Here is a 21,073-nt window from a genome sequence, read left to right on the forward strand (position 1 = left end):
GCGCGAGTTACGGCCAGCATCCGGGAAGATGGCGCCATGGTCCTGGTCCGCACCGCCACCGAGTCCGACCTGCCGGCGATCAAGGCGATCTACGACGTCGAGGTCCGGCACGGCATCTCGACGTTCGCGACGGAGCCACCGGGTCTGGAGTACTGGCAGGAGCGGCTGCACAGCACGCACGTCGGCGACCACGTGCTCGTGGCGACCGACGGCGACGACGTCATCGGCTACGCGTTCTCCGGCAGCTATCGCCCGCGCGCGGGGTACGTCCACACCCGGGAGACCTCGGTCTACCTGGCCTCGCCGGCGCGCGGCGCCGGCATCGGGAGCCTGCTGTACGACGAGCTGCTGCGGCTGCTGCGCGCAGACGGCGTACGCCTCGTGGTGGCGGTGATCGCGCTGCCCAACCCGGGCAGCCAGGGCCTGCACCGCGCATGCGGCTTCGAGCTGGTCGGCGTGCTGCACGACGTCGGCCGGAAGTTCGACACCTGGATCGACACCGAGCTGTGGGAGCTGCGTCTCTAGGGTGTGGCCATGACGCGCACCTCGGCCCGCTCCGGATCGCCCTTCGAGGACACGATCGGCTTCAGCCGCGCCGTCCGGGTCGGCAGCACCATCGCCGTCAGCGGTACGGCGCCGGTGTGGCCGGACGGCTCCGTCGACCCCGATCCCGCCGTGCAGGCCCGCCGCTGCTGGGAGATCATGCTCGCCGCCCTGGAGGAGCTCGGCGGCTCGGTGAGCGACGTGGTCCGGACGCGGCAGTACGTCGTGGACGCGGCCGACGCGGACGCCGTCGGTGCGGTCCACGGCGAGTTCTTCCGTGGCGTGCAGCCGGCCTCGACGATGGTCGTGGTCGCCGGGCTGCTCGACCCGCGCTGGAAGGTCGAGATGGAGCTGGACGCCGTCCTCGGTGACTGATCCCCGATGAGTCGGCCGACGTCGCGGGGTCTGCCCCGACATGGCAACGGTGATCATGCACGCAGTGGTGTCGATGGACGGCTTCATCGCCGACGACCACGACGAGGTCGGCCCGCTCTTCGACTGGTACTTCAACGGCGACGTCCCTCTTCTCACCGACAAGGCGGGCTTCCGCGTCAGCGAGCGCTCCCGTGACTACGTCCGCTCGCTCTGGGCCAGCATCGGCGCCACGGTCCAGGGACGTCACCTCTTCGACCTGACCAACGGCTGGGAGGCGCAGCCGCCGGCCGGCGACCACCTGGTCGTCGTGTCCCACCGCCCCAAGCCGGAGGGCTGGCACCCGGAGGCCGACGTCCCGTTCTTCGACGACGTCACCGCCGCGGTCCTGGAGGCGAAGGCGCGGGCCGGTGACCGGGTGGTCGCGCTCTGCGCCGGCGACGTCGGCGGTCAGGCGCTCGCGCTCGGCCTGGTCGACGAGGTCGCGATGGACGTCGTGCCGGTCGTGTTCGGCAGCGGCAAGAGGTACTTCGGGCCCGTCGACTCGCAGCACCTGCTCGAGGACCCGAGCGTCGTCATCCAGGGCGACCGGGTGCTGCACCTGCGCTACCGGGTCCGCCGCTAGCGGGGCAGCTCGCACGCGAACGCGGGTCCGGGCGGGTCCTCGCCGACCCGACCGTCGACGGCCTCGCGGAGCAGGTCGGCCTGCCCGGTGTGGCGGCCGTACTCCTCGATCATGTCGACCAGGAGCCGTCGTACGGCGACCGGGTGCCGCCCACCCACGTCGTACGTCGAGCCCGGGTCGCCGTCCGCCAGGACCGACCGCACCGCAGCTCGCGACCGGCCCACCGCTCGCTGCCACAGCGCGTAGAGCGTGTCCGGTGCGTCGTCGTCGGCGGAGGTGAAGACCCAGGCGGCGCGGACCGACGGCTCCACCCGGGACCACGGCTCCGGGAGGTCGGAGCCGCCGAGGTCGCGCGTGAAGTTCAGGTCCTCCATGTAGGCCAGGTGCTTGAGCAGCCGGCCGAGCGACAGCTCGGAGGTGGCGATCCGGGCGGAGAGGCCGCGAGCGTCGAGGTCGGCGCACTTCCACGCGAAGGTCGCCCGCATCCGCTCCAGCGAGCCGACGAGGGTCGCCGCCTCCGAGCCCACCGCCGGCGGCTCCGGGTAGCCGTTCACGTCCGCGGCCCCTCGACCTGCCGCCCCAGCACCACGTGGACGGAGGCCACCGCGCTGGCGCCCTCACCGACCGCGGCGGCGACCCGCTTCATCGAGCCCGCGCGCACGTCGCCGGCGGCGAACACCCCCGGCAGGTTGGTCTGGAAGGGCAGCCGGTCGGCGCCGGCGTCCGGTCCGAGGCGCACGTCGGTCAGCACGAACCCGTCCTCGTCGAGCTCGACGCCCGTGAGCCAGTCGGTCGCCGGGTCCGCACCGACGAAGCAGAAGACGGCGTGGCACTCGACCTTCTCGTCGCCGTCGGGGCCGCCGACGACCACCGACATCAGCCGGTCGCGACCCTCGAGCGCCAGCACGTTGCTCGCCGTACGGATCCGCACCATCGGGTGCACCTCGAGCCGGTCGACGAGATAGCTCGACATCGTGGCGCGGATGTCGTCACGGCGCACGACGAGGTCGACGTGGGAGCCGCGCGAGGCGAGGAAGAGGGCGGCCTGTCCCGCGGAGTTCGCGCCCCCGATGACGGCGACGGGCTGCGACTCGTAGCCGCGCACGTCGAGCTCGGTGGCCGAGTAGTGCACGCAGCCGCGCTCCTCGAACTCGTCCCAGCCGGGCACGTCGAGGCGCCGGTAGCGCGCGCCGGACGTGACGATGACGGCGCGGGTGCGGATCTCGGTGCCGTCCACCAGCCGGAGGACGGGACCGGTGGCGGTCACCTCGAGGCCCTCGACCCGGCAGGGCGCATAGATCTGGGTGCCGAACTTGAGCGCCTGCACCATCGCCAGCCGGGCCAGCGCGTCACCGCTGATGCCCTGCGGGAAGCCGAGGTAGTTCTCGATGCGCGAGCTCGTCCCCGCCTGCCCACCCGGCACGGCCGCGTCGAGCAGCACGGTGACCAACCCCTCGGACGCGCCGTAGACCGCCGCGGCGAGGCCGGCCGGGCCGGCGCCGACGACCACCAGGTCGACGTCGCTGACGGACTGGCGGTAGGTCAGGCCGAGCACCTCGGCGACCTCGCCGGGCGTCGCCGTGCGGAGGACCCGGCCGGCGACGACGACCGCGGGCAGGTCGGCCTCGCTCACCTCGATCGCCGCCATCAGCGCGTGCCCGGCGACCGAGCCCGCCTCGAACCAGGAGTGCGGGAGCCCGAGCCGGCCGACGTACGCCCGCAGCTCCCGGGTCTCGACGGCGGTCGGCCAGCCGACCAGCTCGAGCGCGCTGCCGGCCGCCTCCTTGAGCGCGTCGCGACGCACGCTGAACGCCTCCAGCAGCACGTCGGCGATGTCGACCTGCTCGCTCAGCAGCCGGCGGAAGGTCTCGGTGTCGATGCGGACGATCCGGCCCGCCACGGTCACCCGCGCGGTCAGGTAGACGGCCTGCCCGGTCAGCAGGCTGAGCTCGCCGAGGAAGTCACCCGGGCTCCGCCGCGTCACCACGTGCTCGGCCTCGCTCGCGGTGGCGTCACGGACGATGTCCACCGACGCGGTCTCCAGGAGGATCAGGTCGTAGGACGCGTCGCCGGTCGCGTAGAGCTCGTCACCGACGGCGACCTCCTGCGGGACGCCGTACGTCGCGAGCCTGCGGAACTGACCCTCGTCGAGGACGGGCTCGGACGGTGGCGCGGACGTCATGGGCAGAGGCTATGCCGCCGATGTTGCCGGCAGCGTCACGTCGTCGCGATCACGTCCGCGACGATCCGGCCCAGCTCCGCGCCCGCGTCCTCCTGCAGGAAGTGCCCGGCGCCCTCGATCGTCACGTGGCGTCTCCCCCGCGCGCCGGGGACGCGCTCCTGGAAGACCGTCTCCCAGCCGCGGGTCGCCGGGTCGCCATCGGAGTAGGCGGTCACGAACGGCCGGTCGAACTCCTCGAGCGCGCGCATCGTCCGCCGGCCGATCCGCGCGCCGACGTCGTTGCGGGTCAGCGGGAGCAGGGCGATCATCTGCCGCAGCCCGGCGGTGTGCTCGACCGAGGGGTACGGCGCGTCGTACGCCGCCAGCACCTCCGGTGCGGGTGGGGTCGCGGTGGCCGCCCCGATGAAGTCGCTCGGTCGGAGCAGCGGCGCCCGCTGCGTGTAGAGCAGGTAGTCGACGAGACCCTCCTCGAGCACCACCCGGGAGTCGCCGACGCCGTGCACCGCCCAGGTGAGCCGGTCGGCGAGCGCCGGGTCGGCGGTGTGCAGGATCGTGTTGGCGGCGACGACCCGCGCGAACCGGTCCGGCTCCGCGCCCAGCACGCTGAAGCCGATCGGCCCGCCCCAGTCCTGGGCGACGAGCGTGATGTCGCGCAGGTCCAGGCCGGTGACGAGGCTGCGCGTCCACTCGATGTGTCGCGCGAACGTGTAGTCGGTCGCGACCGCGGGCTTGTCGGAGCGGCCGTAGCCGATGTTGTCGGGCGCGATCACCCGGATCCCCGCGGCGACCAGCACCGGCACGACCGTGCGGTAGAGGTAGGACCAGGTCGGCTGCCCGTGCAGCAGCAGCGCCACCGGTCCGTCCGCCGGGCCCTCGTCCAGGTAGTGCATCCGCACCGGGTCCATCCCCTCGGCGCGTACGTCGAGGTAGTGCGGCTCGAAGGGGTAGCCCGGGAGTCCTACGAAGCGGTCGTCGGGGGTCCGCAGCACGTCGCTCACGCGGGCCAGTGTGGCGCAGGCCGGCTACTGCTGCTCGTCGCCACCGTCCACGAAGAGCTCCGATCCGGTCATGTAGCTGCTCTGGTCCGAGGCCAGGAAGAGCACCGCGGCGGCGACCTCGTCGGGGTGGCCGACACGACCCAGTGGCACCGCGCTGCCAAGCTGCTTGACCAGCTGCTCGGCCTGGCCGTGGTCGGGCGCGAGCCCGCGCAGCCCCTCGGTGTCGATGGGCCCGGGCACGACGACGTTCACGCGCACGCCGCGCTCGGCGAGCTCGGCGGCCCAGGTCCGGGCGAAGGACCGGATTGCCGCCTTGGTCGCTGCGTAGACCCCGAAGGCCGGGGTGCCGCTGGTCGCGGCCGAGGAGCCGGCGAGGACGACCGAGGCACCCTGGTTGAGGTGCGGGAGCGCGGCCTGCACGGTGAAGACGGTGCCGCGCACGTTGGTCGCGAACGTCTCGTCGAAGTGCTCGGGGGTCAGGTCGGCCAGCGTGGCGAACGAGCCGCCGCCGGCGTTGGCGAAGACGACGTCGAGCCCACGGCCGAGCTCCTCGATCCGGGCGAAGACCTCCGCCAGCTCCTCGGGCCGGCCGACGTCGGCACGGATGCCGTGGCTCTGCGGGCCGAGCTCGGCGACCGTGGCCTCCAGCTCGGCGGCGCGACGGCCGGTGACGAAGACGACGGCGCCCTCCTCGACGAAGCGGCGGGCGGTGGCCCGTCCGATGCCGGAGGTGCCGCCGGTGACCAGGGCGACCTTGCCCTGCAGTGCGTTCATGATGAGTCCTTCTTCCTGGGTGTGGTGACGGTTCAGACGTGGAGCAGGAACTTGGTGCGCTCCCCGGCCTCGAGCCGATCGTGCGCCTCGGCGGCGCGGGCAAGTGGCAGCACCGTGTGCTGCCGCAGCCGCAGGCCACCGCTCGCGAGCGCGGCCATGGCCTCGGCCAGCGCGGCGTCGGCGTGCGCCGGGTCCGGGCCGGAGAGCCGTACGCCGAGGGACGCGGCCTCGTGGTTGCTCAGCGTGACGACCCGCTCGGCGCCGCCCGCCAGCTCGACCGCTGTGCGCAGGTCGGCACCGGTGGCCGCGTCGAGGACGGCGTCGACACGCAGGCCGGCGCCGCGGACCTGCTCGGCCAGGTGGTCGCCGTACGTGACCGGCACGGCCCCGAGACGGGTCGCCAGCGCGAGGTCGCTCTCGCGCACCGCCGCGACCACGCGGGCACCGCGGGAGACGGCGAGCTGGGTGGCCAGGGTCCCCACGGACCCGGTGGCGCCGAGGACCAGGAGCGTCTCGCCCTCGCGGACGCCCAGCTGACGCAGCACGCGCGCGGCGGCCTCGCCGCTCGCCGGGAGGGCCGCAGCGTCGGCCGGGTCCACGTGGGACGGCCGCGCGACCCAGTGGTCGGCCAGCACGACACCGGCGTACCCGCCGAGGCCCGGCAGGAAGGCCGCGACCTCGTCACCGACGGCGGTGCCGGTGACACCCGAGCCGACCGCCTCGACCGTGCCCGCGACCTCGAAGCCGAGGGCCGTGCCGGGCGGGCTCGGGAAGACCGGGGCCAGGTGGCCGGCGCGGATCTCGAGGTCGGTGGGCCCGACCCCGGCGTACCGCACGGCGACCCGCACCTGACCCGGTCCGGGGTCCGGCACCTCGACCGTGCCGGGGACCAGGACCTCGGGACCGCCGTACCCGGCGAGGACGACTGCGTTGCTCATGATGCTCATGACGGTGCCAACTTGCTTGACATGTCATGTATTCCAGGGATCCGGAGATACTGGTCCTATGACGAGCGGTGCACGGCCGGGGACCGACGCGGGGCTGACCACCGAGCAGGAGGCGGCGTGGTTCGCCTACATGCGCGTCGTGCTGCGGCTCGACTACGAGCTCAACCGCCAGCTGCAGCAGGACAGCGACCTCTCGCTGGCCGACTACGACGTCCTGAACGCGCTCGCCGACTCACCGGACGGCCGGCTGCAGGTCAGCGCCCTCGGCATCCGGATCGGCTGGGAGCTCAGCCGCGTCTCCCACCACCTGCGCCGGATGGAGACGCGCTCGCTGGTGCGCCGCGAACGCTCGGTCGCCGACCGCCGGGCGACCGACGCGGTCCTCACCCCGGCCGGTCGCGACGCCATCCGGGCGGCGACACCGGGCCACGTGGCGCTGGTCAAGCGGCTCGTGTTCGACGGGCTCCCCGACGAGCTGCTGCCCGGCCTCACCCGGGCGCTCGACGCCGTCCACGAGCAGGTCCTCGCCGAGGGCACGCTCCCCCGGCCCGCGTCGCGTCAGACCCGCTGGGCCTGACCACTGCGTGGCGTCCGCCCCTCGGCTCTCGACCCAGGACGGCTCGATGCCTCTGGAACACTTCGATGGTGGCGGAGGATCTCGGGAGTCGTACGGCGGAGGTGCTCACGACCTGGGAGCTGCTCGCCCGACCACCGCGCACCGTCTGCGTCACCGGGGAGCCGGGGGCGGGCAAGTCGACCGTCCTGGCCGGGGTCGCCGACCTGGCTGTCGCCGCTGACTGGCAGGTGGTCCGGCTGCGTGGTCGTCCGACCGAGCAGGGCGTGCCCTTTGCGGGGATCGTCGACCTGCTGACGGCGCGGGGGCTCGACGTACCGGCGCCGCTGCGGGCACGGGCGGACGAGCTCGTCGCGACGCTCGCGGAGCCTGTCGACGGCGGCGCCGCCGGCGCACTCGGCCTGCGTCTCGCCGTGCTGGGCTGGTTGGTCGACCTCGGCGCGGCGAGACCGTTGCTGGTGCTCGTGGACGACCAGCAGTGGCTCGACGAGAGCTCGTGGTCGGTGCTGTCCTTCGCGGCCAACCGGGTCGCCGACACCCCGGTCGCCTGCCTGGCCTCGACCCGGTCGGCCACGGGTGCGCCCGGGCTGGAGGACGCCCCGACGGTCGCGCTGCGCCCGCTCGACCTCGACCGCGCCGGCGCCCTGCTGGACGGCCTCGGGATCCCCCTCGAGGCAGCCGTCCGGACCGCGGTGATCGAGCGTGCCGCCGGCAACCCGCTCGCGCTGTGCGAGTTCGCCCGGGTCGCGACGCCGACCACGAGCGCCGGTGGCGAGACGCCCTCGGTGCCACCGAAGGTCGAGGCCGCCTTCGCGGCCGAGCTGCCAGGACTGCCGAGCCGGACCCGCTCGGCGCTGCTGCTGGCCGCGGCCGGCGGCAACGACGTCCAGGTGCTCGGTCAGGCCCTGCCCACCGGGTCGGTGCCCGCCGCGCTCGCACCTGCCGAGAGCGTCGGGCTCGTCACGGTGGTCGAGGGCCGGGTCCGGTTCCGGCATCCGCTGGCGCGCTCGACCGTGTACGACCAGGCCTCGACGGCCGAACGGGTGGCCGCCCACCACCAGCTCGCGGCGGTGTACGTCGACGACGAGCCGCGCCGCACCTGGCACCGGGCCGCGGCGAGCTCGAGGCCCGACGAGGAGCTCGCCGCGGAGCTCGCGACCGCGGCGAGCGCGGCCCACGCCCGGGGCGCGTACGCCGAGGCGGGCCGCGCGATGGTCCGCGCCGCCGAGCTGAGCCCGCGCCGGAGCGACCGTGACTCCCGGATGCTCCGCGCCCTGGAGCTGATGACGCACACCGGCCACATCGCCCGCCTGCAGGCGCTGTCGGAGCGGATCCGCGACGAGAGCTCCGACCCCGCGATCCGCGCCGTCGCGGGGCACCGGATGGCGTACGCGATGGCGCAGTCGATGCGGCAGGCCGCCGCGCTCGACGCGCTCGAGAGCTCGCTGGAGGAGCTGATCTCGGTCGACGTCGACGCCGGCTGGGCATCGCTGACCACGCTGGCCTCCCTCAGCTACCAGACCGGGCGGGGCGCCGACCGGGTGCGTGCCTGGTACGACCGCTACGTCCGCGAGACCCGGCCGACCGGCGGGGCGTTCGACGAGGTGACGCGCGCCGCGCAGGCCTGGATCGAGGTCGCGCTGGCCCCGCTGTCCCGACCGCCCCAGCTGGTCGCGCGGGTCCGCGACACCCGCCCCCTCGACCTCGAGCTGGGGCCGGAGTTCGTGGTCCCGCACGAGGTGCTGCTGGGCGTGACGGCCTGGGTCCTGGACGAGCCCGAGGTCGCGAGCCGCCGGCTGGAGAAGGCGGTCGCGATGATGCGCCGCTCGATCGGCGCCGGCCAGCTGATCCAGACACTGATGGCGCTGGGCCAGGTGCAGTTCGACCGGGGAGCCTTCGCCGACGCCGCGGACACCGCCCGGTCGATGATCGACATCGCGGAGGCCGACGGCCTGGGCTACTACCGGCTCGTGGGCCGCGAGCTGCTGGTCAGGGTCGCCGCGGTCACCGGGGAGCCGAGTGCCGCCCGGGCCCAGGCGGAGGCGGTCCTGCGCGCGCTCGACATCGGGGAGTGCGCGGCCCTGGAGGCCAACCTGAGGGTGACGCTGGCGCGTGCCGCGTTCGCCTCCGGCGACATCCAGGAGAGCTACCGGCACGCCCGGTCGCTCTTCGACCGCGACGGCACGCCGATGCACCCGCACGTCTGCTACCGCGCGCTCGGCGACCTGGCCGCCGTCGCGGCGCGGGTCGGTGAGCGCGAGGCCGTGCGTGGCGTCGTCGAGCGCGCCCACGCCCACCTCGACGGCACCGGCAACGCCCGCTACACGGTGATCCTCCAGCGCGCCCTGGCGCTGCTGGCCGAGGGCGACGAGGCGGAGGCCTACTTCGAGCTCGCCACGTCCAACCCCGACGCCGCGCGCTGGCCCTTCGAGCTCGCCCACGCCCAGCTGGGGTACGGCGTCTGGCTGCGGCGCCGACGTCGTACGACGCAGGCGCGGGCGCACCTGGCCACGGCCCACGAGACGTTCACCCGGCTCGGCGCCCGGGCGTGGGCCGACGCCGCCGAGACCGAGCTGAGGGCGGCCGGGGTCGCGCAGCCCGGCCCGGAGCCGGCCTGGGACCAGCTGACCGCCCAGGAGCGCCAGATCGTCAGGCTCGCCGCCGAGGGACTCACCAACCGCGAGATCGGGCGGCGGCTCTTCCTGTCGCCGCGGACCGTGTCGACCCACCTCTACCGGGCCTTCCCCAAGCTCGGCGTCGCCTCCCGGGCGCAGCTGCGCGACGTGCTCGACCAGCCCGACCCCGGACCGATGACGTAGCCGGCAGGTACGTCACCTGACGGATGCGTCCCCCTGTCCGGTCGCGAAGGCTCGTGTCATGACCGACATCAAGCCCGTGCTCGAGCCGGCCGCCCAGGAGTTCGTCGAGGCGACCGCCAACCCGCCGTACCTCTTCGACCTCTCCATCGAGGAGGGTCGCACGACCGTCGACTCCGTGCAGGACGGGGACATCCCCGCGCCCGCCGTCGACACCGACGAGCTCACCATCGCCGGCGGTCCGTCCGGCGAGGTCTCCATCACCGTCTACCGGCCAGCCGGGTCGGTCGGTCCGCTGCCGGTGATCCTCTTCACCCACGGGGCCGGCTGGGTCTTCGGCGACGCCCACACCCACGACCGGCTGGTGCGCGAGCTCACCACCCGCGCCGAGGCGGCGACCGTCTTCACCAACTACAGCCGCTCCCCCGAGGCGAGGTACCCGACTGCCATCGAGGAGATCTACGCGGCCCTGGAGTGGATCGGCGAGCACGGGTCCGAGCACGACCTCGACACCAACCGCATCGCGGTGGCCGGCGACTCGGTCGGCGGCAACATGACCGCAGCGATCACGATCATGGCCAAGCAGCGCGGCGGTCCGCGGCTCGCCGCCCAGCTGCTCTACTACCCGGTCACGGACGCGTCGTTCGACACCGGCTCCTACCACCAGTTCGCCACCGACTACTGGCTGCGCCGTGACGCCATGCAGTGGTTCTGGGACCAGTACACGACCGACCCCGAGGACCGCGCCCAGATCACCGCGTCGCCGCTGCGCGCCAGCCTCGAGGAGCTCGCCGACCTGCCGCAGGCGCTGGTGATCGTCGGCGAGGCCGACGTGCTGCGCGACGAGGGCGAGGCGTACGCCGCCAAGCTGCGCGCCGCCGGCGTACCCGTGACGGCGGTGCGCTACCAGGGCATCATCCACGACTTCGTGATGGTCAACGCCCTGCGCGACACCCATGCCGCCAAGGCCGCCACGGCCCAGGGAGCCGACTTCCTGCGCGCCGCCCTGTACGACGAGTGAACCCACCACCCGAAGGAGTCCTGCCATGCCCAGCCCCACAGTCGTCCTCGTCCACGGCGCCTTTGCCGATGCCTCCAGCTTCGGCGCCCTCGTGCCCGAGCTGCTCGCGGACGGCCTCGCCGTGCGCGTGCCCGCTGTCCCCAACCGCAGCCTGAGCGGCGACGCCGAGTACATCGCCTCGGTCGTCTCCCAGATCGACGGTCCGGTCCTGCTCGTCGGCCACTCGTACGGCGGCGCGGTGATCACCGTCGCCGGCGCGACCGACAACGTGGTCGGCCTGGTCTACCTGGCCGGCTACGCGCTCGACGAGGGCGAGAGCCTCGGCGAGCTCCAGGGTCGGTTCCCCGACTCGCCGCTCGCGGAGGCCCTGGTCTACACGCCCTTCCCGCAGCCGGGGAGCGAACCCGGGACCGACGTGTCGGTCGACATCGAGAAGTTCCCGGCGATCTTCGCCGCGGACGTCGATCCCGACCTGGCGCGGGTGCTCGCCGTCTCCCAGCGACCGCTGGCCGGCGCCGCCTTCGGCGAGGCGGCGTCCGTCGCCGCATGGAAGACCAAGCCGGCCTGGGGCGTCGTGTCGTCGTCGGACCGGACGATCAACCCCGACGTCGAGCGGTTCGGCTACGAGCGCGCCGGCATGACGACCGTCGAGATCGACTCCTCGCACCTCGTGATGCTGGCGCACCCCCAGGAGGTGGCGGACGTCATCCGCACCGCGATCACGACCCTGGGCTCCTGACCCGTCGTGAACGGGCACGACGGGAGCTGGCCGCAGCTCCTGGTCGACGACTGGGTCGACACGCGTGACACGCTGCACCGCTGGACGCAGGTGGTGGGCAAGGTGCGCCTGGCGCTCTCGCCCTTCGAGAACCACTGGTGGCACGTCGCGCTCTACGTCAACGGGACGGGCCTGACCACCTCGTTGATGCCGGTCGGCGGCCGCGGCCTCGAGATCCAGTTCGACTTCGTCGACCACCGGCTCCTCCTCGACAGCACGGACGGGCGGCGCCGCACGGTGGAGCTCTACGCCCGGTCGGTCGCCGACTTCCACGAGGAGGTCCGCGGCCGCCTGCGAGAGCTCGACGTGGACGCGCCGATCAGCGCGAGACCAGTCGAGGTCGAGGACGCCACCCCGTTCGCCCAGGACGTCCATCACGCGTCGTACGACGCGGACGCCGCGCACCTGTTCTGGCTGTCCCTGGTCAAGGCGCACGGGGTCCTCACCGCCTTCCGCGGGGAGTTCCGCGGCAAGTGCAGCCCGGTCCACTTCTTCTGGGGCGCGTTCGACCTCGCGGTCACCCGCTTCTCCGGTCGAGACGCCGCCCGGCACCCGGGCGGCGTCCCGAACTGTCCCGACCGGGTGATGTGGGAGGCCTACTGCGCCGAGGTCTCCAGCGCCGGGTTCTGGCCGGGCGGCAGTCCGGAGGGGAGCTTCTACTCCTACTCCTACCCCGAGCCACCCGGGTTCGCGCGGGCCCAGGTCTCCCCCGCCGGCGCGTCGTACGACGACGCGCTCGGGGAGTTCCTGCTGCCCTACCACCTGGTCCGGGAGGCACCCGATCCCGACGCCTACCTGCTCGACTTCCTCCGGTCGACCTACGAGCCGTCGGTGGTGCGTGAGCGGGCGGGCGGCTGAGGACCGACTCAGCCCGCCAGCTCGTCCAGCGCCTGCCGGATCACGGCGACGACCTCGTCGGGCCGGGAGACCATCACCGAGTGGGACGCGCCGGGGACCTCCGTGACGGAGCGGGCACGGGCGCGCTGCCAGGGCTGCGGAGGGAGTGGACGCCGGCGTCGGGGGCACTGTCGGTGCCGTGAGCAAAGATGGTCCGGTGACCGGTCCTCTCGAGCGCTTCAGCGAGGCGACCCGCACCTGGTTCGGTGCGGCGTTCGCCGAGCCGACGCCTGCGCAGGTCGGCGCGTGGGACGCGATCGGCGCCGGGCGGCACGCGCTGGTGGTGGCACCCACTGGCTCCGGCAAGACGCTGAGCGCGTTCCTCTGGTCGCTCGACCGGCTGCTCAGCACACCTCCGCCCGAGGACAAGCGGCACCGCTGCCGGGTCCTCTACATCTCCCCGCTCAAGGCCCTCGGCGTCGACGTCGAGCGCAACCTGCGGGCACCGCTGACGGGCATCCGCCACACGGCCGACCGGCTCGGCACCCCGGTGCCCGAGGTGAGCGTCGGCGTCCGCTCCGGCGACACCCCGGCGGCCGACCGGCGCAAGCTGACGACGGCTCCCCCGGACATCCTCATCACGACGCCCGAGTCGCTCTTCCTCATGCTCACCAGCCAGGCGCGGGAGTCGCTGCGCGGCGTCGAGACGGTCATCGTCGACGAGGTGCACGCGGTCGCCGGCACCAAGCGCGGCGCCCATCTCGCGGTCAGCCTGGAGCGCCTCGACGCGCTGCTGGAGCAGCCGGCCCAGCGGATCGGTCTGAGCGCGACGGTGCGTCCGCTCGACGAGGTCGCCCGCTTCCTCGGCGGCACCGCGCCCGTCGAGATCGTCGCTCCCCCGTCGTCGAAGGAATGGGACCTGCGGGTCGTCGTCCCCGTCGAGGACATGACGGCCCCGGGCGGTGACTACGACGAGGACGCCGACGACCCCCAGCGCACCCAGAGCATCTGGCCGCACGTCGAGGAGCGGGTGGTCGACCTGGTCGAGCAGCACCACTCGACGATCGTCTTCGCCAACTCGCGGCGCCTCGCCGAGCGGCTGACCGCCCGGCTCAACGAGATCGCGAGCGAGCGCGCGGGTCTCGTGCTCGAGCAGGGCGGGGTGCCGGCCCAGGTGGTGGCCCAGTCAGGGCAGGCCGACGGCGCGCCCGCGCTCATCGCCAAGGCGCACCACGGCTCGGTGTCCAAGGAGCAGCGGGCGCTGATCGAGGACGACCTCAAGAGCGGCCGCCTCCCCTGCGTGGTGGCGACCAGCAGCCTCGAGCTGGGCATCGACATGGGCGCGGTCGACCTGGTCATCCAGATCGAGTCACCGCCGTCCGTGGCCAGCGCGCTGCAGCGGGTCGGCCGCGCCGGCCACCAGGTCGGCGAGGTGTCCCGCGGCGTGCTCTTCCCCAAGCACCGCGGTGACCTCGCGCAGACCGCGGTCGCCGTCGAGCGGATGCGCACGGGCGCCATCGAGTCGCTCCGGGTGCCGACCAACCCCCTCGACGTGCTCGCCCAGCAGGTCGTCGCGACCACCGCGCTCGAGGCCTGGCAGGTCGACGACCTCTTCGAGCTGGTGAAGCGCAGCGCGCCGTTCGGCAACCTCCCGCGCAGCGCGTACGACGCGACCCTCGACCTGCTCAGCGGCCGCTACCCCTCCGACGAGTTCGCCGAGCTGCGCCCGCGGATCGTCTGGGACCGGGTCACCGGCACCATCACCGGGCGGCCCGGCTCGCAGCGGCTCGCCGTCACCAGCGGCGGCACCATCCCCGACCGCGGGCTCTTCGGCGTCTTCCTGGTGGGAGGCGAGGGCCCGGGCCGCCGGGTCGGCGAGCTCGACGAGGAGATGGTCTACGAGTCACGGGTCGGCGACATCTTCGCCCTGGGCGCGACCAGCTGGCGGATCGAGGACATCACCCACGACCGGGTCCTGGTGACGCCCGCCCCGGGCATCCCGGGCCGGTTGCCGTTCTGGAAGGGCGACACCCTCGGCCGACCCGCCGAGCTCGGGCAGGCGATCGGCGCGTTCACCCGTGAGCTCGGCGCCCTGCCCCGCGGGCGGGCCGAGGAGCGCGCTCGCGCCGACGGCCTCGACGAGTTCGCCGCGGCCAACCTCGTGGGCTACCTCCACGAGCAGCTCGAGGCGACCAACCTGCTGCCCAGCGACCAGACGCTCCTGGTCGAGCGCTTCCGCGACGAGCTCGGCGACTGGCGACTGGTCGTGCACTCGCCCTACGGCGTCCCGGTGCATGCGCCCTGGGCGCTCGCGATCAACGCCCGCCTCCGCGAGAGGTACGGCGTGGACGGCCAGGCGATGGCCTCCGACGACGGCATCGTGATCCGGATCCCCGACACCGACGCCGAGCCTCCCGCGGGTGACGTCATCGTCTTCGAGCCCGACGAGATCGACGCCCTGGTGACCCAGGAGGTCGGCGGCTCGGCGCTCTTCGCGTCCCGCTTCCGCGAGTGCGCGGCCCGGGCGCTGCTGCTGCCGCGCCGCGACCCCGGCCGCCGCTCGCCGCTGTGGCAGCAGCGCCAGCGCTCGGCGGCCCTGCTCGAGGTGGCGGTGCAGTACCCGTCCTTCCCGATCGTCCTCGAGGCGGTCCGCGAGTGCCTCCAGGACGTCTACGACCTGCCCGCGCTCACCGCCCTGATGCGCGGCATCGACCGCCGCGAGGTCCAGGTCGTCGACGTGGCGACGCACGCGCCGTCGCCGTTCGCCCGCACGCTGCTCTTCGGCTACGTCGCCCAGTTCATGTACGAGGGCGACTCCCCCATCGCCGAGCGCCGGGCCGCCGCGCTCGCCCTCGACCAGGGCCTGCTCGCCGAGCTGCTCGGCCGCGCCGAGCTGCGGGAGCTGCTCGACCCCGACGTGCTCGCCGAGGTGGAGGCCGAGCTGCAGCGGCTCGCCCCCGACAGGCGCGCCCGCGACGCCGAGGGTGTCGCCGACCTGCTGCGCCTGCTCGGACCCCAGTCGACCGCCGAGGTGGCCGCCCGCTCCGTCGACGGCGCCGACACCGACGGCTGGCTGACGGCGCTGGGCCAGAGCCGGCGGATCGTCGAGGTGCGGATGGCCGGCGAGCCGCGGTGGACCGCGGTCGAGGACGTCGCCCGGCTGCGCGACGGCCTCGGGGTGCCGGTGCCACCCGGCACGCCCGACGTCTTCGCCGAGCCGGTCGACGACCCGCTGGCCGACCTGGTCGCCCGCTACGCCCGCACCCACGGACCGTTCACCGTCGACGACGTGGCGACCCGGCTCGGGCTCGGGGTCGCGGTCGTCCGCCTGACCCTGCAGCGGCTCGCCTCGCAGGGCCGGGTGCTCGACGGCGAGTTCCGGCCCCGCGGCTCGGGCACCGAGTGGTGCGACGCCGAGGTGCTGCGCAAGCTGCGTCGGCGCTCGCTGGCCCGGCTGCGGCAGGAGATCGAGCCGGTCGAGCCGGAGTCGTTGGGTCGCTTCCTGTCCGCGTGGCAGCACGTCAACGGACGGCTCCGGGGCGTCGACGGCGTGCTGAGCGTGATCGACCAGCTCGCCGGCTGCGCCGTCCCCGCCTCCGCGCTCGAGCCGCTGGTCCTTGGCAGCCGGGTGCGCGACTACGAGCCGTCGTACCTCGACGAGCTCACCGCCTCCGGCGAGGTCATCTGGGCCGGCCACGCCGCGCTGACCGGCGCCGACGGGTGGGTGTCGCTGCACCTCGCCGACCAGGCGCCGCTGACGCTGCCCGACCACCAGCCCTTCGAGCACTCGGAGCTGCACCAGGCCGTGCTCGACGCCCTCGCCCCCGGAGGAGCGTGGTTCTTCCGCCAGCTCGCCCAGGCCGTCGGGTCCACCGACGACGCGGCGCTATCGGCGGCCCTGTGGGAGCTGGTGTGGGCGGGGCGGATCAGCAACGACACGCTCACCCCGCTGCGCGCGCTCACCCGCGGCGGCACGCCCGCCCACCGCAGCAAGCGGCCACCGCCGCGCGTACGCATGTCGAGCACCACCGGTGGTCGGGGCCGGATGCCCGCCCGCACCGGACCGCCCGAGACGGCCGGTCGCTGGGCGCTGCTGCCCGAGCTCGACACCGACCCGACCCGGCGCGCGCACGCGACCGCCGAGCACCTCCTCGACCGGCACGGCGTGGTCACCCGGGGCGCGGTGGTCAGCGAACGCGTCGCCGGCGGGTTCGCCGCCGTCTACAAGGTGCTGTCGGCGTTCGAGGACTCCGGTCGCTGCCGCCGCGGCTACTTCGTGGCCGGTCTCGGGGCCGCCCAGTTCGGCACCGCCGGCTCGGTCGACCGGCTGCGCACCTTCTCCGAGCTGCCGACCGACGCCAAGCCCCAGGCGGTCGCGCTGGCCGCCACCGACCCGGCCAATCCCTACGGCGCCGCCCTCCCCTGGCCGCAGGGCGCCGAGGGCGGCCATCGGCCCGGCCGCAAGGCCGGCGCGATCGTGGTGCTCGTCGACGGCGTCCTCACGCTGTACGTCGAGCGCGGCGGACGGACGCTGCTCACCTGGACCGACGACGCCGACCTGCTGACCCCGGCCGCGGCCTCGCTCGGCGACGCCGTACGCCGCGGCTCGCTCGGCCGCCTCACGGTCGAGAAGGTCGACGGCGCGCAGCTGCTGGGCTCCGGCTCGACCCCGCTGCGCGAGGCGCTGCAGGCCGCGGGGTTCGTGGCCACGCCGAAGGGGCTGCGGCTGAGGTCGGCCGGTGCCTGAGGGCGATGCGGTCTGGCGGACGGCGCAACGCCTCGACCGGGGCCTCTCCGGCCGCGAGCTGACCCGCACCGACTTCCGGGTCCCCGCCATCGCGACCGTCGACCTCGCTGGCTCGACGCTGACCGAGACGGTGTCGCGCGGCAAGCACCTGCTGACCCGTATCGACGGCGCGGCCGGCGCCTGGACCCTGCACACCCACCTCAAGATGGAGGGCTCGTGGCGGGTCTTCGGGCCGGCCGAGCGCTGGGGCAAGCCGGAGCACCTGGTCCGAGTCGTGCTCGGGACGGCCGAACGGACCGCGGTCGGCTTCCAGCTCGGCGTGGTCGAGCTGGTGCCGCGCGAGCGGGAGGACGACGTGGTCGGCCACCTCGGCCCCGACCTCCTCGGTCCGGACTGGGACGAGCAAGAGGCCGTCCGCCGGCTGCTCGTCGACCCGGCCCGCCCCCTCGGCGAGGCCCTGCTCGACCAGCGCAACCTGGCCGGCATCGGCACCATCTACCGCACCGAGCTGTGCTTCCTGACCGGCTACGACCCGCGTACGCCCGTCGGTGCGGTCGCCGACCCGCTGCGCATGGTCCGGTTGGCGCGCTCGATGCTCGACCAGAACCGGCACCAGCCGCAGATCTGCACCACCGGCGACAAGCGGCGCGGCCGCAGCCTGTGGGTCTACGGCCGCCTGCACCAGCGCTGCCTGCGGTGCGGCACCCCGATCGAGCACGCCGAGCTCGGCGAACCGGGCCGCGCGCGGGTCGCCTACTGGTGCCCGCGCTGCCAGCCACCCCGGTAGACCACCACCCCGGCATTCGAACACATGTTCTAACCTGTGCTGGTGAGGGCGACGGACGGCACCGGGCAGCGTGGTCACACCAAGCCGCGCCACGTCTGGGTCAACGTGACCGAGAACCCCTCCTACCGCTACGCCGGCGTCCTGATCGACTGGCGCGTCGACCACCGCGGCAACTGGGAGGCGCTGGTCGTGTGGGTCGATGGTGGCGGCAACCTCAAGGCGCACGCCCACCTGGGCTGGGTGGCGGCCTCGCACGTGCGACCCACCGAGTAGGTCGGCGCCGCGAGTTTCATCGGCTGGCCGACAAAACTGGTGCTTGGACGACAAAGCTTCATCGTCCAAGCGTGAGCTTCATCGGCTGACCGATGAAACTCGCGCGATCTCAGGCGGCGGAGTTGACGACCTGGCCGGCGCGCGGGGCGACCGGGATCCGGGTGAGCTCCGCGGCGGCCTCCTCGAGGGCGACCAGGTCGGAGACGTCGCGCAGCACGTCGGAGAGCGGGACGTCGAGGGCGGCGCACAGCGAGGCGAGCAGCTCGGAGGATGCTTCCTTCTGGCCGCGCTCGATCTCGGAGATGTAGCCCAGGCTGACCCGGGCGTCGGCGGAGACCTCACGCAGCGTCATGCCGCGCTGCATGCGGGCGTCGCGGAGCACGTCGCCGAGCAGCCGTCGAAACAGCACCATGCGCGCCTCCTCCGGTTGCGACCGTCCATCGGCCGGAACGAGCCGGCCTGTGGGCGCAACGCTACCCGAGGGGTGTTTCTTCCCGTCGCAGGACCTGCTCGAATGTCGCCAGCGCCTCGCGACAGGTCCGGTCCTGGATCTGGGCACGCTTCCCGCGCAGCTCCAGCGCCAGCCCCACGACGAGGTCCGGGCCGGCGATGCCCACGAAGACCGTGCCGGGCGGCTTGCCCTCCTGCTCCGAGGGGCCGGCGACGCCGGTGGTCGAGACGCCGTACGTCGCCCCCGTCAGCGCCCGCACTCCCGCGGCCATCGCCTGGGCGCACTCCGACGACACCACACCGTGCTCGGCGATGATCCGCGCGGAGACGCCGAGCAGCGACGCCTTGAGCTCGGTCGCGTAGGTGACCACGCCGCCGACGTACACGTCCGAGGCACCGGGCACGTCCGTGAACAGCGCCGCGAGCCGGCCACCCGTCAGCGACTCGGCGGTGGCGACCGTCTGCCCCGCGACGCGGAGCAGTCGCTGCACGCTCTCAGCCGGGTCCGTCACACCCGCAAGGTTAGTGTCCAGGGCATGGCGCTCCCGATCGAGGACTACGCACTGGTGGGCGACCGGCGCAGCGGGGCCCTGGTCGGGCTCAACGGCTCCGTCGACTGGCTCTGCCTGCCGCGGTTCGACTCCCCGGCCTGCTTCGCCGGCCTGCTCGGCAGCGACGAGCACGGGCACTGGCAGCTCTGCCCGGGCGACGACTACGACGTACGCCGTCGCTACGTCGAGGCCTCGGCCGTCCTCGAGACGACGTTCACGACCGCGACCGGAGAGGTCACGCTCACCGACGCGATGCCGCGCGGCAACGGCCGCTCCGACCTGGTGCGCCGGCTCGCCGGCGTGCGCGGCACCGTGCGGATGCGGCACGAGTGGCTGGTGCGGACCGACTACGGCGCCATCCGGCCGTGGGTCCGCCGGCAGACCGTGCACGGCGAGGCCGTGATCACCGCGACCGCCGGACCCGACCGGCTGGTGCTCCGCGGGCCGCGTCTCCCCCGGGCGGCCGACCACCGGCACGTCGACGAGTTCGAGGTCACCGCGGGCGACGTGCTCACCTTCTCGACCACCTGGCTGCCGTCGTACGCCCCCCTCGACGGCATCGGCGCCCCCGACGAGGGCACCGACGCCTCGGTGCGCGAGAGCAACCGGTGGGCGGCGCAGTGCCGCGACGACGTGCCCCGCGTGGACGTCGTACGCCGCTCGCTGCTGACCCTCCGGCTGCTCACCGACGCCGACACCGGCGGCATCGTCGCCGCACCCACCACCTCCCTGCCGGAGGACCCGGGCGGCGAGCGCAACTGGGACTACCGCTTCTGCTGGCTGCGCGACGCCGCCCTCACCATCGGCGCGCTGGTCCGGGCCGGCCACGTCGACGAGGCCCAGCTGTGGCGGGCCTGGCTCTTGCGCGCCATCGCCGGCGATCCCGAGGACCTGCAGATCATGTACGCCGTCGACGGCCGCCGCCGGCTGACCGAGGAGACGCTCTCCCACCTCCCGGGCTACGCCGACTCGACGCCCGTGCGCATCGGCAACGGTGCGGCCCTCCAGCGGCAGCTCGACGTGCTCGGCGAGGTGATGATCTCGCTCGAGCAGACCCGTCAGGCGACCGGTCACGCGGACCCCGCCGCGTGGGCGGTGCAGCGCTCGCTGGTCGAGCACCTCGCCGACACGTGGCGACGCAAGGACCACGGGCTGTGGGAGATCCGCGGCCCGCAGCAGCGGTTCACGCACTCCCAGGCGATGGTCTGGGCGGCCTTCGACCGCGCGGTGCGCGCGGTCGAGGACTTCGACCTCGACGGGCCGGTCGAGCGCTGGCGGTCACTGCGCGACCGAGCCCGCGACGAGGTGCTCGAGCACGGCTTCGACGCCCGACGCAACACGTTCGTGCAGTACTACGGCAGCACCGAGGTGGATGCCGCCCTGCTCGTGCTCCCCCAGATCGGCATCATCGCGGGCGACGACCCGGCGATGCTCGGCACCATCGAGGCGGTCGAGCACGACCTGATGCGCGACGGCCTGCTGCTGCGCTACCGCACCCAGACCGGCGTCGACGGCCTGGCCGGCGACGAGCACCCGTTCCTGGCCTGCTCGTTCTGGCTGGCGTCGGCGTACGCCGGCGCCGGCCGGCTGGACGACGCCACCGCCCTCTTCGACCGGCTCTGCGACCTGACCAACGACGTCGGCCTGCTCTCCGAGGAGTACGACGCCGCCGGCCGCCGGATGGTCGGCAACTTCCCGCAGGCCTTCAGCCACCTGACCCTGGTGCACGCGGCGTTCGACATCGCCGAGGCCGCACAGCGACGTTGACCCGCCCGAGGCTCTCGGGCGGGCCAACGTC

General features: G+C 73.9%; 19 protein-coding genes. 12 read left to right on the top strand and 7 right to left on the bottom strand.

The features are described from left to right. Nucleotides 1-36 precede the first annotated feature (36 nt). Genes ABEA34_RS18740 through ABEA34_RS18750 form a run of 3 tightly spaced genes read left to right on the top strand, consistent with a single transcriptional unit; the run spans nt 37 to nt 1,540 of the window. On the top strand, nt 37-525 hold the full coding sequence (locus ABEA34_RS18740) for a GNAT family N-acetyltransferase (protein ID WP_345523012.1): 489 nt from the start codon (nt 37-39) through the stop codon (nt 523-525). Nucleotides 526-534: 9 nt separating this feature from the next. After that, a complete protein-coding gene (locus tag ABEA34_RS18745) occupies nt 535-918 on the top strand; it encodes a RidA family protein (protein WP_345523013.1) in 384 nt (127 codons plus the stop codon). 55 nt (nt 919-973) lie between these two features. Continuing rightward, nucleotides 974-1,540, top strand: coding sequence for a dihydrofolate reductase family protein (locus ABEA34_RS18750; protein WP_425576897.1), 567 nt, complete (start codon nt 974-976; stop codon nt 1,538-1,540). Here ABEA34_RS18750 and ABEA34_RS18755 read toward each other — a convergent pair. The 5 genes from ABEA34_RS18755 to ABEA34_RS18775 are packed head-to-tail and all read right to left on the bottom strand — an operon-like array spanning nt 1,537 to nt 6,432. Continuing rightward, entirely contained in the window at nt 1,537-2,094 is a 558-nt protein-coding gene (locus ABEA34_RS18755; protein ID WP_345523016.1) for a mycothiol transferase, read from the bottom strand. The genes ABEA34_RS18750 and ABEA34_RS18755 overlap by 4 nt on opposite strands. Beyond that, on the bottom strand, nt 2,091-3,722 hold the full coding sequence (locus tag ABEA34_RS18760) for an FAD-dependent oxidoreductase (protein ID WP_345523017.1): 1,632 nt from the start codon (nt 3,720-3,722) through the stop codon (nt 2,091-2,093). The genes ABEA34_RS18755 and ABEA34_RS18760 overlap by 4 nt, the downstream gene beginning before the upstream one ends. Before the next feature lie 35 nt (nt 3,723-3,757). Continuing rightward, a complete protein-coding gene (locus ABEA34_RS18765) occupies nt 3,758-4,720 on the bottom strand; it encodes a haloalkane dehalogenase (RefSeq protein ID WP_345523018.1) in 963 nt (320 codons plus the stop codon). A gap of 24 nt (nt 4,721-4,744) precedes the next feature. Beyond that, nucleotides 4,745-5,494: an SDR family NAD(P)-dependent oxidoreductase gene (locus ABEA34_RS18770; protein ID WP_345523019.1), complete on the bottom strand. Its 750-nt coding sequence runs from the start codon at nt 5,492-5,494 to the stop codon at nt 4,745-4,747. A gap of 32 nt (nt 5,495-5,526) precedes the next feature. Next, nucleotides 5,527-6,432: an NADP-dependent oxidoreductase gene (locus tag ABEA34_RS18775; protein ID WP_345523020.1), complete on the bottom strand. Its 906-nt coding sequence runs from the start codon at nt 6,430-6,432 to the stop codon at nt 5,527-5,529. Nucleotides 6,433-6,499: 67 nt separating this feature from the next. Between ABEA34_RS18775 and ABEA34_RS18780 the strand changes: the two genes are divergently transcribed. From ABEA34_RS18780 to ABEA34_RS18815, 8 genes are all read left to right on the top strand, one after another. Next, complete coding sequence (locus tag ABEA34_RS18780) at nt 6,500-7,018, top strand: MarR family winged helix-turn-helix transcriptional regulator (RefSeq protein WP_345523021.1); 519 nt, start codon at nt 6,500-6,502, stop codon at nt 7,016-7,018. A 68-nt stretch (nt 7,019-7,086) separates the two neighbouring features. Further along, nucleotides 7,087-9,834 carry a LuxR C-terminal-related transcriptional regulator gene (locus ABEA34_RS18785; RefSeq protein ID WP_345523022.1) on the top strand — a complete coding sequence of 916 codons (2,748 nt, stop codon included), beginning with the start codon at nt 7,087-7,089 and terminating at the stop codon, nt 9,832-9,834. Nucleotides 9,835-9,892: 58 nt separating this feature from the next. Next, on the top strand, nt 9,893-10,852 hold the full coding sequence (locus tag ABEA34_RS18790; RefSeq protein WP_345523023.1) for an alpha/beta hydrolase: 960 nt from the start codon (nt 9,893-9,895) through the stop codon (nt 10,850-10,852). A 25-nt stretch (nt 10,853-10,877) separates the two neighbouring features. After that, entirely contained in the window at nt 10,878-11,591 is a 714-nt protein-coding gene (locus ABEA34_RS18795; protein ID WP_345523024.1) for an alpha/beta fold hydrolase, read from the top strand. A gap of 6 nt (nt 11,592-11,597) precedes the next feature. Further along, nucleotides 11,598-12,488, top strand: coding sequence for a DUF5996 family protein (locus tag ABEA34_RS18800; RefSeq protein ID WP_345523025.1), 891 nt, complete (start codon nt 11,598-11,600; stop codon nt 12,486-12,488). 196 nt (nt 12,489-12,684) lie between these two features. Further along, nucleotides 12,685-17,214 (top strand): ATP-dependent helicase, encoded by a 4,530-nt coding sequence (locus ABEA34_RS18805; protein ID WP_345523026.1) that lies wholly within the window; start codon nt 12,685-12,687, stop codon nt 17,212-17,214. Then, complete coding sequence (locus ABEA34_RS18810) at nt 17,207-18,001, top strand: DNA-formamidopyrimidine glycosylase family protein (RefSeq protein ID WP_345523027.1); 795 nt, start codon at nt 17,207-17,209, stop codon at nt 17,999-18,001. Before ABEA34_RS18805 ends, ABEA34_RS18810 begins: the two co-directional genes overlap by 8 nt. Before the next feature lie 42 nt (nt 18,002-18,043). Continuing rightward, a complete protein-coding gene (locus ABEA34_RS18815) occupies nt 18,044-18,274 on the top strand; it encodes a hypothetical protein (RefSeq protein ID WP_345523028.1) in 231 nt (76 codons plus the stop codon). A gap of 109 nt (nt 18,275-18,383) precedes the next feature. On the opposite strand, the gene ABEA34_RS18820 is transcribed toward ABEA34_RS18815, so the two are convergent. Together ABEA34_RS18820 and ABEA34_RS18825 are read right to left on the bottom strand one after the other, a co-directional pair. Beyond that, on the bottom strand, nt 18,384-18,686 hold the full coding sequence (locus ABEA34_RS18820) for a helix-turn-helix domain-containing protein (protein ID WP_345523029.1): 303 nt from the start codon (nt 18,684-18,686) through the stop codon (nt 18,384-18,386). A 61-nt stretch (nt 18,687-18,747) separates the two neighbouring features. Next, the gene (locus ABEA34_RS18825; RefSeq protein WP_345523030.1) at nt 18,748-19,236 is read right to left on the bottom strand and encodes a CinA family protein; all 489 of its coding nucleotides are present in this window, start codon (nt 19,234-19,236) and stop codon (nt 18,748-18,750) included. A 24-nt stretch (nt 19,237-19,260) separates the two neighbouring features. Here ABEA34_RS18825 and ABEA34_RS18830 point away from each other — a divergent pair, with 24 nt between their 5' ends. Then, nucleotides 19,261-21,042, top strand: coding sequence for a glycoside hydrolase family 15 protein (locus ABEA34_RS18830; protein ID WP_345523031.1), 1,782 nt, complete (start codon nt 19,261-19,263; stop codon nt 21,040-21,042). The last annotated feature ends 31 nt before the right edge of the window (nt 21,043-21,073 follow it).

Source organism: Nocardioides conyzicola, assembly GCF_039543825.1.
In the GTDB taxonomy this organism is placed as follows: Bacteria; Actinomycetota; Actinomycetes; order Propionibacteriales; family Nocardioidaceae; genus Nocardioides; species Nocardioides conyzicola.